The organism is Pseudobacter ginsenosidimutans (assembly GCF_007970185.1).
Lineage (GTDB): Bacteria > Bacteroidota > Bacteroidia > Chitinophagales > Chitinophagaceae > Pseudobacter > Pseudobacter ginsenosidimutans.
The window spans coordinates 496,699-511,919 of the sequence record NZ_CP042431.1 but is presented as its reverse complement, the minus strand read 5'-3'; the positions used below and the strand labels follow the sequence as shown (position 1 = coordinate 511,919).

Sequence of the window (15,221 nt, the reverse complement as noted above, 5' to 3'; positions counted from 1 at the left end):
GCAGCTTTCACAGGCTGCACTTTTTTATTTCGCTGCCGCCAATCGCTCGCCTCCCGGCGAGTGACTGGGCACACCCTGATTATTCCGTTTCTGTTCTGTCTATCTCTATTATCTTATCATTGTTCGTATTACTCGTACACACATACACTTTACCTTCCGGTGAAATACAAATATCTCTTAGCCTACCGTACTTATTTGCCAGGAAAGTAACGGTATTGGTTATACTGGTACCTGCATTGTTGAGCTCCAGCTGATACAGTGTACTGCCTTTGAGCGTGCAAAGCAGTAATGAATTCTTCCACTGCGGAATACGATCCTTATTATAGAATTCCAATCCGCAGGTAGCAATAGTAGGAGTCCAAACCTGCAGCGGCTCCGCCACATTGTTGGCTGCACAGAAAGTTTGTTCTGCACTGGTATTGCAGAAGCCATGCACATTCGGCCATCCGTAATTCCTTCCTTTCTGGATGATATTGATCTCATCATCATTACTGGGTCCATGTTCGGAACTGTACAAAATATTGTTATGCCACACCAGTCCCTGCGCATTACGATGCCCGGTACTCCAGATTGCGCTGCCGGCAATAGGATTATCGGATGGAATGCTGCCATCGGTTTCTATCCGGAGGATCTTTCCATTGAGGGAAGATGTATTTTGCGCAGAACTTTGGTTCTCTGCATCGCCTGTACTGATGTACAGTTTTTTATCGGGACCGAATACAAGCCTGCAACCGTTATGGTTACGCGCAGCTGCAAGATTGTCAAGGATGGTAACGGCATTGGTCAGACTACCATTGCTGTAATTGTAACGAACGATCTTTTCCCTGTAACCACCATTATCATAATTATAGGCAATAAACACCTGCGGGTTGGCATTGAAATCCGGATGAAGGGCCATGCCCAGCAGCCCGCCTTCGCCCTGTTCCACCACCTCGCTGATGGTAAGCAACGGAGAAACCGCGCCGGTAGCCGGGTTCACGCGGCTGATGCGCCCGCCGCGCTCTGTCATCCAGATATGATTATCAGGTCCCCAGAGTATTTCCCAGGGCAACCGGAGATTTTCCGCCAACACCTTGTCTGTCAATGCCACAGGATTTTGAGGAGGATCATTATCTCGCTTGCAGGCAAGCATCGTAAGCAGCGTAAGCAGCAGGAGCAAAAAGGATGGTTTCATTGTAATAATATTGAAGAGTGATATACTAATGATACGAAAACTGTGCCGCAGAAGGTTGGCGGCTCCCGGAGGGGGATACCCCAAAATGCTTATCAGATTTTAATTTGACCTTGATCCAAAATTGTTAATTTTAATACGTAATCAAATATTATACAAAATGAAATCCCGTAATCTTGTTCTCATCATTGTAGTTTTCATCATTCTCATTCTCGGCGGTTGCGGTTGCAATGGCTATAACAATATGATCAAGCTCGATGAAGATGTGAAGGCAAAATGGGCAAACGTTCAGAGTGACTACCAGCGTCGTGCAGACCTGATCCCCAACCTGGTGAATACCGTGAAGGGATATGCCAACTTTGAGCAGGAAACCCTCACCAAAGTGATCGAGGCAAGAGCTAAAGCCACTTCCGTGCAGGTGAATGCAGACAATCTCACTCCTGAAAATCTGGAGAAATTCCAACAGGCACAGGGCGAAGTAAGCAGCGCACTCAGCAGACTGCTGGTGACCGTTGAAAGGTACCCTGACCTGAAGGCCAACCAGAATTTCATGGACCTGCAAAAACAACTGGAAGGCACAGAGAACCGTATCAAAGTTTCCCGTAACGATTTCAATACTGCCGTTCAGGGTTACAATACAACCATCCGCAGATTCCCCAATAACCTCTTTGCAGGTATGTTCGGTTTCCGCGTGAAAGAACCTTTCAAAGCCGATCCCGGAGCAGAAAGAGCGCCAGAAGTAAAATTCTAATCAACCCTGAACTACTTACATGGCATTATTTTCTTTCTTCCGAAAACCTGTTTTCTTCACGCCAGAAGAACAACAGCGAATCACTGATGCGATCAAAGAAGCAGAACGCAGAACAAGCGGCGAAGTACGCGTGTTCGTGGAAAGCCGTTGCCGCTACGTAGATCCGCTGGACAGGGCTACTGAGATCTTCCTGGGACTGAAAATGGACCAGACAGATGATCACAACGCAGTACTCGTTTACCTGGCGGTGAAAGATCATCAGTTTGCTATCCTCGCCGATGGCGGCATCCATCGCAAAGTAGGCGACGTGTTCTGGAACAATGAAGTCACGGCCATGCGTCGTCATTTCAAAGAGAACCATGTTGCTGATGCAGTGGTGCAGGTAGTAACGGATGTAGGCGATGCATTGCATACACACTTCCCGTACGACAGGGACAATGATAAAAATGAATTGCCGGATGATATTGTCTTCGGCAGGTAAACCAGTATACAGATGAAGCGATTTCTTTTTTTACTTTCCTTTCTGTTGATCATTGCCACTGGTTGGGCCCAGGATATTGAAAAGATCATCCAGACAAAGCCCACCAAACTGGTAAATGATTATGCAGGCGTGCTCTCCGAAGAGGAGAAACAGAACCTGGAAAGAACACTGGTTGCCTACGACGACTCCACATCCAACCAGATTGCAGTAGTGCTGGTGAAAACATTGGGCGATAATCACCCCATTGAAGAAACAGGCCTGAAGATCCTGCGGGGATGGGGAATCGGTAACAAGAAAACCAATAACGGTATCCTGATCTTAGCGGCTATTGATGACCGTCAGGTGAGGATCGAAGTGGGATATGGCCTTGAAGGCGCTATCCCGGATATCACAGCCAGTCAGATCATCCGTAATGATATCGCACCCAATTTCCGGAGCAGCGATTATTACCAGGGACTTTCCGCAGCGGCCGCATCGCTGATCAAAGCGGCAGCAGGCGAATACAAAGCGCCCAAGGATTATAATAAACGCGGCAAGAAGAATAACAACGGTATCATTGGAATCATTGGGATCATCATCTTTATTATAATAATCAGCAGCATTGGCGGCGGCGGCGGTGGCGGCTTTATGAGTCGCAGGGGCTATCGTGGCGTTGGTCCTACCATCTTCTGGCCCGGTGGTGGCGGAGGCTGGTCAGGCGGCGGCGGTGGCGGCTGGTCCGGTGGAGGCGGCGGCTTCGGAGGCTTCGGCGGAGGAAGCGGCGGCGGTGGCGGCGCAAGCGGCAGCTGGTAAATTATTCAGGCGGGATCGTATGGTCCCGCTTTTTTTAGACCTTTATGAACCAATAACTGTTTATATGAAACGGTTGTTTACAATTATTGCAGTTTTGTTTTGCAGCCTCCACGCGTTTGCACAGGACCTGGATTCCATTATCGAAAACAGGCCCAGACAACTGGTGAACGATCATGTGCATGCGTTGTCGAAAGCAGAAAGACAAAAACTGGAAAAGAAACTGGTGGATTTCGATAACAGAACATCCACCCAGATCGCAGTGGTATTGATCCCTTCCCTCAATGGCCGCAACCTGGAAGAAACTGCCAACAAGCTTTTCAATAACTGGGGAATCGGACAAAAGTATGAGAATAATGGACTGCTGATACTCGCTGCCATTAAAGACAGGAAGATCAGGATCGAAGTGGGATACGGCCTGGAATCAGTTGTTACCAATGAAGAAGCCGCACGCATCATCAAAGAAGATATCGGCCCATCTTTCAAAGGATCCAGATATTTTGAAGGACTGGATAAAGCCACCAACTCATTGATGGAATTAGCGATAAGATCCTTTCCAGACACAGTACAGCACGCAAGTGCAACCGAAAGTTTACAGGGTAGTGTGCCAACGCCCACATCCTACGACTACGCAACTCAGAATACTCATGTGGGCGAAACCAATTCCGGTTTGGGTTCCGGTTTTCGTGTAGCCATTGTGTTTATAATATTGATCTTTGGTATCGCTATCTTTTCTGCAATAATGAAAAACAGGAACAGCGGAGGGGTTTACTCCGGTGGTGGTTATCGCTCATATGATAACACCCGGTCAGCAGGAACTTCCCTCTTTGGAGGATTATTTGCCGGCTGGTTACTCCATCAATGGTTCAGTAATTCCAACAAAACCGATAATAACGATAACAATGCCGGCAGCTGGAACACTGGCAGCAGCAATGATTACAGTTCAGGAAGTTCCGACTTCGGAGGTTTCGATGGTGGCAGCAGCGGAGGTGATTCCGGCGGCGATAGCGGCGGAGGCGGATCAAGTGGTGATTGGTAAATTCGAAGAGCCCCTTTCACTACCTTCATACTACTGTCTCAGTACTATCTCAGTACTCTCCCCGTTTAAAAAGCCAGTATTTCACTACTATCATACTACTTTCGTACTACTTTCAGACTACTCCCATACTAGTCTCAGACTACACCCCCGCATACCTCTGAGTACCACTCAGCAGCAACTAATCCCCCATTCAGCAGCAACTAAGGTACCATCCGGCGCTTCCAATTGCTTGGTAATCATTTGATTAAATCATCCAAAAATAAAAAAGCCCGGCTAACGGTCTGTCAGCCAGGCTTTTATAATGAGTATTAAAAAGATTAGAATCCTTTCTTTTCTCCCTGAACCTGTGTTTTCAGGTAATCGATCTGCTCCTGCAGCGCTTTCTTATCGGAGGCAGCTGCCAGGGCAGCTTCTTTCTTCTTCAGAGTGGCATTCATCAGGAAATTGTTCACCACTTGCTCATAACCGTAAGGCTTCAGCACTTCCCTGAATTTGATAATGGCATCAATGCCTTTTTTGAAGTTGGCAGTATTGCTCACATTACCGAGGTACTCGGCAAAAGGAGGCAGGAGGTTGAACTTGGCATTGGACAAAGGCATTTCATCGAAAGTATTTGCTACCAGTTCAAAGGAACTTTCGTCGCCGGACTGGGCCAGTACTTTCAGTACAGATTCAGTCATGGCGCCTTTCAGCTTTCCGCCGGAGGCGATCTTCTTCGCAGCAGCGAGGGCAGCGGCCTTATCTTTCTTCGACAGGTTTTCCAGTGATGCACCTGCTACGCTGTAAGAAGAATCGGTAATGCCTTTCGCGTAGATAGCATTGTAAGCTGCGTTATCATAGTTGACGAGCGCTGAGATGGCAGCTGCGCGAACGGTTGATTTGGGATCTGTCTTTGCCAGGTCGGCCAGGATCGGTTCAACAGCGGATTTGAGCGCGCTGTTCTTGAAATCCAGTCTGGTGGCCGTGAGTATGCGCAGTCCGTGGTACTTATCTTTCAAAGCCAGTTTCAGTAATTCCTGTGCTTTGGAATTGTCCTGGTTCTTTTGTGCAAACTCAATGGCTTCACGACGGTCCAGGTACAGCCCGGCATATTTGTACTGGTGTATATAATTATCCAGCGTCTTGTTGTCTTTCTTGATGGCCAGCAGGATCTTGTCGCCATCCACATTCACCAGTTCAGGTCTGCTGGTGTAGGAGAATGTGAAAGTGTCCACTGCATTTTTCACCCAAACATTGTGGCGTGTTTTTTTAGCGCCATTATAAACATCGATAGCGATCGGCAGGATGAATACTTTTCCTGTTTTCTGTGTTTGTTTGATGATCACCTGAACGGTCTTTGCATTCTCGTTGTACAGGTAATCGATATCCAGCAAAGGATGGCCATCGCCGAAATACCATTGGTTAAAGAACCAGTTGAGGTCCTGACCAGTCACTTTTTCGAATGCCAGACGAAGGTTATGCGCTTCAGCAGCCTGGAATTTGTTTTCTGTGAGGTATACATTGAGGGCTTTGTTGAATGCATCGTTCCCTACATAATTGCGAAGCATATGCAGGATGCGGCCGCCTTTGTTGTAACTAACGGCATCGAACATGGATTCTTTGTCGGGGTAGTGGAAACGAACGAGATCTTTCTTCTCGCTTCCGCTTTGCAGGTAACCCGCCATATCATTGTAGTTCTGGGCATCGCCGGCATCTTTTCCATATTTGTATTCGTCCCACAGTGTTTCGCTGTAGTTGGCGAAAGATTCGTTCACGGTGAGGTTGCTCCAGCTTTCGGCGGTAACATAATCACCAAACCAGTGGTGGAACAGCTCGTGTGCGATGGTGCTTTCCCAGCCATTGCCATCGATCAGTTCGCGTGCATCCTGCTGTGCGCTTTCCTGGTGAAGGGTTGCCGTGGTGTTTTCCATGGCACCGCTCACATAGTCGCGCGCAGTCATCTGCGAATATTTTACCCAGGGATAATCCAGGCCGGTGATCTTTGAGAAGAAGGTCATCATCTCCGGAGTATTGCCGAAGATCTTTTTGGCAACGGGAGCAAATTCATGTTCCACATAGTAGTTCACTTCTTTCCCTTTCCAGCTGTCTTTGATCACGGCATAATCGCCCACGCCCATGAAGAAAAGATAGGGAGCATGGGGGAGGTCCATTTTCCAGTGGTCTGTACGGGTGCCATCAGCATTCTTTTTGGAGCTGATCATTTTACCGTTGGAGAGGGTCACAAATTTGGCAGGAACCGTCATGATGGTTTCCTGTGTGGTCTTCATGTTTGGCTTGTCGATGGTGGGGCACCAAACAGAAGTGGCTTCGGTTTCGCCCTGGGTCCAGATCTGTGTGGGTTTATCTTTTTCCTCGCCTTTTGGATTGATGAAGTAAAGACCTTTCGCATCTGTAATGGCTGCACTGCCCTGCACTTTCACTTCATTGGGCTTGGCCGTATAATCTATATAGATGGTATAGGTTTCGTTGTTTTTGTAGGTTTTGTCCAGGTTGATAGTCAGGTTCCAGCCATCGTACCCGAATTTGAGCGGAGTGGTGGAGCTGCCTTTCACCAGGGCCACTTTATGGATATCCATTCCCTTTGCGTCCAGGGTAAGTGAATCGGTGGGATAGAAATGCGGTTTGAGCGTGATCCATACTTTTCCGTACATGTAGGATTTGTCGTAGTCGAATTTCGCGTCCACTTTGGTATGGACCAGGTCATTGATGATCGTATAGCTTCCACGGTACTCCTTCTTCCAGGATGTGTCCTGAGCTTCTGCCTCGTGGTCCTGCGCAGCAAGCTGTTGCGCGGTAGCGAGGGCTAATACTCCAATAAGGAATTTCTTCATGATGAAAATTTAAGTGGCGTAAAGATAGAGTCTGCCTTTCTTAATATTACTAAAAAACTGTACAAGTGGCGGCAAGGTAATTGCAAATAAGTAGATTTGCTTATCAGCAATCCATACCGCATTATGATGCGAACTGTTTTAGCCATAATTATTTATCTGTTCTCTGCTGTGCAGCTCTCAGCCCAGGATCGTTATTTCCTGTGTATCCAAACGGAGGACAAACAGCCTTTTTATGTGCGCATGTCCAATAAAACCTGGAGCTCCAGCGCTGCGGGCAACCTGGTAGTGCATGGGCTGGGCGATAGTACATACCAGGTATCGGTAGGATTTCCCCGCAACAAATATCCCGAACAGAACTTCCTGGTCACTTTCAACCGGAAAGATCTTGGCTTTACCCTGAAGCCCGCCGGCGATCAGAACTGGACGCTGGTGAACTGGGATAATGGAGAACGGTTATCCACCCGTGCCGGTCAGGCCGTTGAAGTAAACTGGTATGGAGAAAGGAAGAAAGATGACGCTTTCACCAGTTTGATGGCCGCCGTTGTGAACGATTCCGCCGTGCTTTATGTGGCTTCAGTAAAAGATCTTCCCGGAAAACAGGAAGTATTTGCCAATGCTGCTCCCGCTCCGGCGAATACAACTATAATAAAAGACAGTGCTATTGCAGGGGTGACAGACAGCACCGCAATGGCTGCCAATGCTATCGGGGCCACCGTGGATTCCGCACTGGTTCAGCATTCTGTTGCCGATACCCTGAAGGGAGCTATGGCAGTCAATAGCGGAGAGGTGATGGTCGATTCTGCAGTAGTGGTAGCGGATTCAGCCATTGCTATTGCAGTTGAGACAAAAGATTCCACCATGGCTGCAAATGGGCTCACCGCCGTGAAAGATTCGGCAGTGGCCGTTGAGGCCGGTCCTATCCTCGTGTATACTGCACCCAAACCAACGGTGACGATGGTGAAAGACTATATCCTGCCCAAAGGGAGAAGTATGGTGTTTACAGACAGCTCCGCCGGCCGCGTTGATACTATTTCCGTGATCATCGATGCCGATCCTGATACAATTAAGAGCCTCGCAGGTGAGCAGACCGTTACCAGGCCGGGCGAAGTAGCGCAGACGAAATCAAATCCCGCTCCTGATACTTCAGTAAAAGTTCTACCCAATACGGCAGAAACGCCTGCACCGGCGAATACTGTTGTGGCAGCCTCCGGCACAACTGCTGTAAAGAAAGAGACCGCTGCAGAACCTGAAACAGATAAAAAGAAGATGGTGATGATCAATTCCGATTGTTCCAATTTCGCCACTGACAACGATATCGATAAACTGCGTGTGAAGATCCTGGATGAGCCTACGCTCGATAGCAAGCTCGCGAGTACCAAAAAGCTTTTCAAATCCAAATGCATCTATACCCGCCAGATCAGGGCCCTTTCCGAGTTGTTCATGAATGATGAGGCGCAGTACAGGTTCTTTGAGCAGTGCTATCCTTTTACTGCAGATACCAGTGAATTCCGTTCTCTCATCTCATTATTGACCGAAGAAACGTACATTGCCCGCTTTAAAACGCTTGTCAGGATCAAAGACTGACCCGGTTTGAACAGATAATCTCTATTATAATGGCCCGATACTTCATTGAAGTAAGTTATAAAGGAACCCGCTATGCAGGATTCCAGGTGCAGGACGATGTGCTCACCATCCAGAGTGAAGTGGAAAAAGCGCTGGCTGTGTATTTCAGGCAGCATGTGCCCCTGACAGGATCCTCCCGCACCGATTCCGGCGTGCATGCCCGGCAGAACTTCTTCCAGTTTGATGCGGAGTTCAATGTGCCTGACCGCGCGATCTATAATTTAAATGCGATCCTCCCCGGGGATATCGCCATTCACAGCATCCGGCAAATGCCCTATAATGCCCATTGCCGTTTTGATGCCATTGCCAGGGAATATGAATACACCGTATACCGCGCAAAAGATCCCTTTATTGCAGACCGCGCTTATTTCTTTCCATATACAGTAAATGAAGATGTATTGCAACAGGCTGCGGGTATAATAAAAGAGTATACAGATTTCACCAGTTTCAGTAAGAGGAATACACAGGTAAAGACATTCAATTGCAGTATCAAATACAGTGAGTGGGTAAGGAGGGAGGATACACTTGTATATAGAGTAAAGGCAAACAGGTTCCTGCGTGGAATGGTGAGGGGATTAACAGGAACGATGTTGAAAGCGGGGAGGGGAAAGATAACGCTGGATGAATTGAGAAGAGTTATAGAAGCGAAGGATTGTACAGGTGCTGATTTTTCCGTTCCCGGTCATGGGTTACTGTTAGTAAAGGTGGAATATCCCGATGGATATTTTGGAAAACTGGAATAAGCGACAAAAAATATTTTCTTTGAAACCTGCTACAGTATTGAGTTTCAGATGATGGTATGAAAATAGTTTTGAAAAGATTTGGTAGAAAACAAAACACGCTTATCTTTGCACCCCGCTTGAGAAAAACGGATAGAGAAAGAGAGAAGAAGAGAGAAAGCCGTTTAAAAGTGATTGAGTTCTTTGCATGGTTGAAAAAGGTAGAAGAAAAAAAAGAGAGCGGAAAAATGAGAAAAGTTTTGGTGGTAAATGATAAACGCTCTACCTTCGCACCCCGCTTCAAAAAGTGAACAGTTCTTTCCCCTTTACTAATCAGACAGAGCGAAAAAAAAGTAGCAAAAAGATAATAAAAAGTTTGGTGAGAAATACAAACTCTGCTACCTTCGCACCCCCGATAGAAAAGAAGAAAAAGAGAGTGAGAAAAGAGGTCGGAAAAACAGTTAGTTCTTAGAGAATACGGTGGTTGAAACGAAGAAAAAAAGAGGTAAAAATTTGGAGAAAGATTTGGAGAAGAGAGATTGGCCTCATACCTTTGCAACCCATTCAGAAACAGCAAGTTCTTTCAAATATTGTTTAGGTGAAAATGAGATGAGAATCGAAAAAAAACCTAAGGAAATATTTGGTAAGTATACGATGGTCACTTACCTTTGCACCCCGCTTGAAAGAGTGGCGGTTTGAAAAGGAAAAGTAAGGCCGAAAGATCTTTGAAAGTTTGGAAGCAGCAGCACATAATGTAACAGTTATGGTAAGTAACAAAAGCGTAATTTAATTAACGAACACAACGTTGAATTTTCTTTAGAGAATTTAGCTAAGTGATCAAAACTCATTTACAATGGAGAGTTTGATCCTGGCTCAGGATGAACGCTAGCGGCAGGCTTAATACATGCAAGTCGAGGGGCATCGCAGGTAGCAATACTGGGCGGCGACCGGCAAACGGGTGCGGAACACGTACGCAACCTTCCTTTAAGTGTGGGATAGCCCAGGGAAACTTGGATTAATACCACGTAATATAATTGAGTGGCATCACTTAATTATTATAGCTCCGGCGCTTAAAGATGGGCGTGCGCCTGATTAGGTAGTTGGCGGGGTAACGGCCCACCAAGCCTTCGATCAGTAACTGGTGTGAGAGCACGACCAGTCACACGGGCACTGAGACACGGGCCCGACTCCTACGGGAGGCAGCAGTAAGGAATATTGGTCAATGGACGCAAGTCTGAACCAGCCATGCCGCGTGGAGGATGAAGGTCCTCTGGATTGTAAACTTCTTTTTTCTGGGAAGAAACCTGGCTTTTCTTGGTCAGCTGACGGTACCAGAAGAATAAGCACCGGCTAACTCCGTGCCAGCAGCCGCGGTAATACGGAGGGTGCAAGCGTTATCCGGATTCACTGGGTTTAAAGGGTGCGTAGGTGGGCTGATAAGTCAGTGGTGAAATCCCCGAGCTTAACTTGGGAACTGCCATTGATACTATCGGTCTTGAATATCGTGTAGGTAAGCGGAATATGTCATGTAGCGGTGAAATGCTTAGATATGACATAGAACACCAATTGCGAAGGCAGCTTACTTTACGATCATTGACACTGAGGCACGAAAGCGTGGGGAGCAAACAGGATTAGATACCCTGGTAGTCCACGCCCTAAACTATGGATACTCGACATCAGCGATACACTGTTGGTGTCTGAGCGAAAGCATTAAGTATCCCACCTGGGAAGTACGACCGCAAGGTTGAAACTCAAAGGAATTGGCGGGGGTCCGCACAAGCGGTGGAGCATGTGGTTTAATTCGATGATACGCGAGGAACCTTACCTGGGCTAGAATGCAGTCTGACCGTGGGTGAAAGCTCATTTTGTAGCAATACACAGATTGTAAGGTGCTGCATGGCCGTCGTCAGCTCGTGCCGTGAGGTGTTGGGTTAAGTCCCGCAACGAGCGCAACCCCCATCATTAGTTGCCATCAGGTAAAGCTGGGAACTCTAATGAAACTGCCGTCGTAAGACGCGAGGAAGGAGGGGATGATGTCAGGTCATCATGGCCTTTATGCCCAGGGCTACACACGTGCTACAATGGGGGAGACAAAGGGCTGCCACTTGGCAACAAGGCGCTAATCCCAAAAACTCCCTCTCAGTTCGGATCGCAGTCTGCAACTCGACTGCGTGAAGCTGGAATCGCTAGTAATCGTATATCAGCAATGATACGGTGAATACGTTCCCGGACCTTGCACACACCGCCCGTCAAGCCATGGAAGCCGGGTGTACCTAAAGTCGGTAACCGCAAGGAGCCGCCTAGGGTAAAACTGGTGACTGGGGCTAAGTCGTAACAAGGTAGCCGTATCGGAAGGTGCGGCTGGAATACCTCCTTTTTAGAGAAGCTTGGTTCTTTTTAGTTGTTGCTTTCAAATTCTTTCAATTTTCAGATGAGTTCTTTACAGATTTTCTTTATTAGTTACCCGATCAAAAGGGGCTACTACAGATCCGTAGCTCAGCCTGGTTAGAGCACTACACTGATAATGTAGGGGTCACCAGTTCAAATCTGGTCGGGTCTACCACAAGCTGCGAGAGACTGGGCGAGAGCGCACAAAAGCTCGGGGCAACCACCTCAAGGCATCAACTCCTGGGGGATTAGCTCAGCTGGCTAGAGCACCTGCCTTGCACGCAGGGGTCAACGGTTCGAATCCGTTATCCTCCACAAAAAGTTCTTTCAAACTGTGATGTTGACGTTCAAAAGTGAATGGTCTAGTGGTTCGTAACCGACACATCAACTTCGTTTATTGTTTGCCGTGAGGCAGGCAATCAAACAAAGCTCTTTGACATATTGGGAAAATAATTGTTATTCTAACAAGTATAAATGTTGTAAGAAACGAGTAATAAGTATAATAACTCTTTTAAAGCACTTAAGGGCGTATGGTGGATGCCTTGGCTCTCAGAGACGAAGAAGGACGTGGTAAGCTGCGATAAGCTGCGGGGAGCTGCACACAAGCATTAGATCCGCAGATTTCCGAATGGGACAACCCGGTATACTGAAGGTATATCATTCCGCAAGGAAAGTCAACCTCCTGAACTGAAACATCTAAGTAGGGAGAGGAAAAGAAAACAAACGTGATTCCCTGAGTAGTGGCGAGCGAAAAGGGAACAGCCCAAACCGGTGTAGCGTGCTGCACCGGGGTTGTAGGACCGCATTTAGAAACCAATTTCAAGCTGAACCCTCTGGAAAGTGGGACCATAGCAGGTGATAGTCCTGTAGGCATAAATAATTGGGGACGAGCGGTATCCTGAGTAAGGCGGGACCGGAGGAATCCTGCCTGAATCTGCCGGCACCATCCGGTAAGGCTAAATACTCCTGAGAGACCGATAGTGAACCAGTACCGTAAGGGAAAGGTGAAAAGCACCCTAAACAAGGGAGTGAAATAGTACCTGAAACCGTACGCCTACAAGCGGTCGGAGCCTGGCAACGGGTGACGGCGTGCCTTTTGCATAATGAGCCTACGAGTTACTCCTCACTGGCGAGGTTAAGTTCTTCAGTAACGGAGCCGTAGCGAAAGCGAGTCCGAACAGGGCGACTAGTCAGTGGGGGTAGACGCGAAACTTTGTGATCTATCCATGGGCAGGTTGAAGGTGTGGTAACACACACTGGAGGACCGAACTCATTAGCGTTGAAAAGCTATGGGATGACCTGTGGATAGGGGTGAAAGGCCAATCAAACTGAGAGATAGCTCGTTCTCCCCGAAATGTTTTTAGGAACAGCCTCGGATATAGACATTTACTAGAGGTAGAGCTACTGATTGGGCTAGGGGGCTTCACCGCCTACCAAACCCTGACAAACTCCGAATGCTAGTAAATATCTCCGGGAGTGAGGCTGCGGGTGCTAAGATCCGTGGCCGAGAGGGAAATAACCCAGATTAGCAGCTAAGGTCCCTAAGCGTATGTTAAGTTGATCAAACGAGGTGGGACTTCTATAACAGCCAGGATGTTGGCTTGGAAGCAGCCATTCATTTAAAGAGTGCGTAACAGCTCACTGGTCGAGAGGTCCTGCACGGAAAATAATCGGGCATCAAACATACCACCGAAGCTCTAAGATGCCATCTAGGATGGTATTCGGTAGGGGAGCATTCTGAACAGCGTCGAAGGTGTACGGCGACGTATGCTGGAGCGTTCAGAAAAGAAAATGTAGGCATAAGTAGCGATAAAAGTAGTGAAAAACTACTTCACCGTAAGACTAAGGGTTCCTGATCAACGTTAATCGGATCAGGGTTAGTCGGGTCCTTAGGCAAACCCGAAAGGGGCAGCTGATGGAAAACTGGTTAATATTCCAGTACCCACTCTAGTTTCGATGGGGTGACGCAGTAGTGAAAGACCCGCGGGGCAACGGATGTTCCCGTTAAAGCGTGTAGTTATATTCTGTCCAGGTAAATCCGGACGGGATGGCGAACGTGATAGTACACTGAGTCTTCGGACAAAGTGATAGTGGTCCTAATCAAACTGCCGAGAAAAACCTCTAAGGCATGGCTAGAGCGGCCCGTACCGCAAACCGACACAGGTAGTCGAGGCGAATAGCCTAAGGTGCTCGGGTGAGCCGCGGAGAAGGAACTAGGCAAATTGACGCTGTAACTTCGGGATAAAGCGTACCACAGTGATGTGGTCTCAGTAAAATGGTTCAACCAACTGTTTAACAAAAACACAGGGCCCTGCAAAATCGTAAGATGACGTATAGAGCCTGATACCTGCCCGGTGCTGGAAGGTTAAGGAAGGATGTTCGGCGCAAGCCAAAGCTTCTGACTGAAGCCCCAGTAAACGGCGGCCGTAACTATAACGGTCCTAAGGTAGCGAAATTCCTTGTCGGGTAAGTTCCGACCTGCACGAATGGTCTAATGAGTTGAACACTGTCTCCTCCGCGAGCCCGGCGAAATTGTAGTATCGGTGAAGATGCCGGTTACCCGTCACGGGACGGAAAGACCCCGTGAACCTTCACTACAACTTTGCATTGATTTTGAGCAAACAATGTGTAGAATAGTTGGGACGCTTTGAAGCGGTGCCGCCAGGTGCCGTGGAGCGGTCGTTGAAATACCAACCTTTGTTTGCTTAGAGTCTAATCCCTGACGGGAAACAGTGCATGGTGGGTAGTTTGACTGGGGTGGTCGCCTCCTAAAAAGTAACGGAGGCTTGCAAAGGTTCCCTCAGTACGGTTGGTAATCGTACGCAGAGCGCATTAGTATAAGGGAGCTTGACTGTGAGACAGACACGTCGAGCAGGGTCGAAAGACGGCTAAAGTGATCCGGTGGTTCTGCATGGAAGGGCCATCGCTCAAAGGATAAAAGGTACTCCGGGGATAACAGGCTGATCTCCCCCAAGAGCTCATATCGACGGGGAGGTTTGGCACCTCGATGTCGGTTCGTCACATCCTGGGGCTGGAGAAGGTCCCAAGGGTTCGGCTGTTCGCCGATTAAAGTGGCACGTGAACTGGGTTCAGAACGTCGCAAGACAGTTCGGTCCCTATCTGTGATGGGCGTTAGAATATTGAGTGGACATGACCTTAGTACGAGAGGACCGGGTCGTACGGACCGCTGGTGTATCTGTTGTGCCGCCAGGTGCAGTGCAGAGTAGCTACGTCCGGCCAGGATAAACGCTGAAAGCATCTAAGCGTGAAACCTTCCACGAGATGAGTATTCTTTTAAGGGTCGTCAGAGACGATGACGTTGATAGGCTACAGATGTAAAAGTGGTAACACTAAAGTCGAGTAGTACTAATTACCCGTACGCTTTAATTTTTTAACAAATTTCGATAGAATTTATTGTTAGGTATACTG

At 47.9% G+C, this 15,221-nt stretch carries 9 protein-coding genes, 2 tRNA genes and 2 rRNA genes; 11 read left to right on the top strand and 2 right to left on the bottom strand.

Features of this window, described 5'->3' with window-relative positions; translation table 11 throughout:
* Positions 1–79: 79 nt before the first annotated feature.
* Positions 80–1,174 carry a PQQ-dependent sugar dehydrogenase gene (locus FSB84_RS02030; protein WP_130543143.1) on the bottom strand — a complete coding sequence of 365 codons (1,095 nt, stop codon included), beginning with the start codon at positions 1,172–1,174 and terminating at the stop codon, positions 80–82.
* Positions 1,175–1,331: 157 nt separating this feature from the next.
* Here FSB84_RS02030 and FSB84_RS02025 point away from each other — a divergent pair, with 157 nt between their 5' ends.
* The 4 genes from FSB84_RS02025 to FSB84_RS02010 all read left to right on the top strand — a co-directional run bounded on the left by FSB84_RS02025 (position 1,332) and on the right by FSB84_RS02010 (position 4,231).
* A complete protein-coding gene (locus FSB84_RS02025) occupies positions 1,332–1,922 on the top strand; it encodes a LemA family protein (protein ID WP_130543144.1) in 591 nt (196 codons plus the stop codon).
* Positions 1,923–1,941: 19 nt separating this feature from the next.
* On the top strand, positions 1,942–2,403 hold the full coding sequence (locus FSB84_RS02020) for a TPM domain-containing protein (RefSeq protein ID WP_130543145.1): 462 nt from the start codon (positions 1,942–1,944) through the stop codon (positions 2,401–2,403).
* A gap of 12 nt (positions 2,404–2,415) precedes the next feature.
* A complete protein-coding gene (locus FSB84_RS02015) occupies positions 2,416–3,195 on the top strand; it encodes a TPM domain-containing protein (RefSeq protein ID WP_130543146.1) in 780 nt (259 codons plus the stop codon).
* Positions 3,196–3,259: 64 nt separating this feature from the next.
* Positions 3,260–4,231 carry a TPM domain-containing protein gene (locus tag FSB84_RS02010; protein ID WP_158643747.1) on the top strand — a complete coding sequence of 324 codons (972 nt, stop codon included), beginning with the start codon at positions 3,260–3,262 and terminating at the stop codon, positions 4,229–4,231.
* A 317-nt stretch (positions 4,232–4,548) separates the two neighbouring features.
* On the opposite strand, the gene FSB84_RS02005 is transcribed toward FSB84_RS02010, so the two are convergent.
* The gene (locus FSB84_RS02005) at positions 4,549–7,062 is read right to left on the bottom strand and encodes a M1 family metallopeptidase (protein ID WP_130543148.1); all 2,514 of its coding nucleotides are present in this window, start codon (positions 7,060–7,062) and stop codon (positions 4,549–4,551) included.
* 123 nt (positions 7,063–7,185) lie between these two features.
* On the opposite strand from FSB84_RS02005, the gene FSB84_RS02000 reads away from it, so the two are divergent.
* From FSB84_RS02000 to FSB84_RS01970, 7 genes are all read left to right on the top strand, one after another.
* The gene (locus FSB84_RS02000) at positions 7,186–8,646 is read left to right on the top strand and encodes a hypothetical protein (RefSeq protein ID WP_130543149.1); all 1,461 of its coding nucleotides are present in this window, start codon (positions 7,186–7,188) and stop codon (positions 8,644–8,646) included.
* Positions 8,647–8,675: 29 nt separating this feature from the next.
* Positions 8,676–9,428: a tRNA pseudouridine(38-40) synthase TruA gene (gene truA, locus FSB84_RS01995; protein WP_130543150.1), complete on the top strand. Its 753-nt coding sequence runs from the start codon at positions 8,676–8,678 to the stop codon at positions 9,426–9,428.
* A gap of 56 nt (positions 9,429–9,484) precedes the next feature.
* Positions 9,485–9,715, top strand: a complete 231-nt coding sequence (locus tag FSB84_RS01990; protein ID WP_130543151.1) for a hypothetical protein — start codon at positions 9,485–9,487, stop codon at positions 9,713–9,715.
* Positions 9,716–10,254: 539 nt separating this feature from the next.
* Positions 10,255–11,781, top strand: a 16S ribosomal RNA gene (locus FSB84_RS01985).
* Between the two features lie 108 nt (positions 11,782–11,889).
* Positions 11,890–11,967, top strand: a tRNA-Ile gene (locus tag FSB84_RS01980).
* A 67-nt stretch (positions 11,968–12,034) separates the two neighbouring features.
* Positions 12,035–12,107 (top strand) — tRNA-Ala (locus FSB84_RS01975).
* A gap of 195 nt (positions 12,108–12,302) precedes the next feature.
* Positions 12,303–15,182: ribosomal RNA gene (locus FSB84_RS01970) — 23S ribosomal RNA — on the top strand.
* Together the 16S and 23S rRNA genes with 2 tRNA genes alongside form the textbook arrangement of a ribosomal RNA operon.
* Positions 15,183–15,221 lie beyond the last annotated feature (39 nt).

What these genes read in the sequence shown, in the direction of transcription:
- FSB84_RS02030 (WP_130543143.1), bottom strand. Translation starts at nt 1,174, where the DNA reads ATGAAACCATCCTTTTTGCTCCTGCTGCTTACGCTGCTTACGATGCTT.
- FSB84_RS02025 (WP_130543144.1), top strand. Translation starts at nt 1,332, where the DNA reads ATGAAATCCCGTAATCTTGTTCTCATCATTGTAGTTTTCATCATTCTC.
- FSB84_RS02020 (WP_130543145.1), top strand. Translation starts at nt 1,942, where the DNA reads ATGGCATTATTTTCTTTCTTCCGAAAACCTGTTTTCTTCACGCCAGAA.
- FSB84_RS02015 (WP_130543146.1), top strand. Translation starts at nt 2,416, where the DNA reads ATGAAGCGATTTCTTTTTTTACTTTCCTTTCTGTTGATCATTGCCACT.
- FSB84_RS02010 (WP_158643747.1), top strand. Translation starts at nt 3,260, where the DNA reads ATGAAACGGTTGTTTACAATTATTGCAGTTTTGTTTTGCAGCCTCCAC.
- FSB84_RS02005 (WP_130543148.1), bottom strand. Translation starts at nt 7,062, where the DNA reads ATGAAGAAATTCCTTATTGGAGTATTAGCCCTCGCTACCGCGCAACAG.
- FSB84_RS02000 (WP_130543149.1), top strand. Translation starts at nt 7,186, where the DNA reads ATGATGCGAACTGTTTTAGCCATAATTATTTATCTGTTCTCTGCTGTG.
- truA (WP_130543150.1), top strand. Translation starts at nt 8,676, where the DNA reads ATGGCCCGATACTTCATTGAAGTAAGTTATAAAGGAACCCGCTATGCA.
- FSB84_RS01990 (WP_130543151.1), top strand. Translation starts at nt 9,485, where the DNA reads ATGAAAATAGTTTTGAAAAGATTTGGTAGAAAACAAAACACGCTTATC.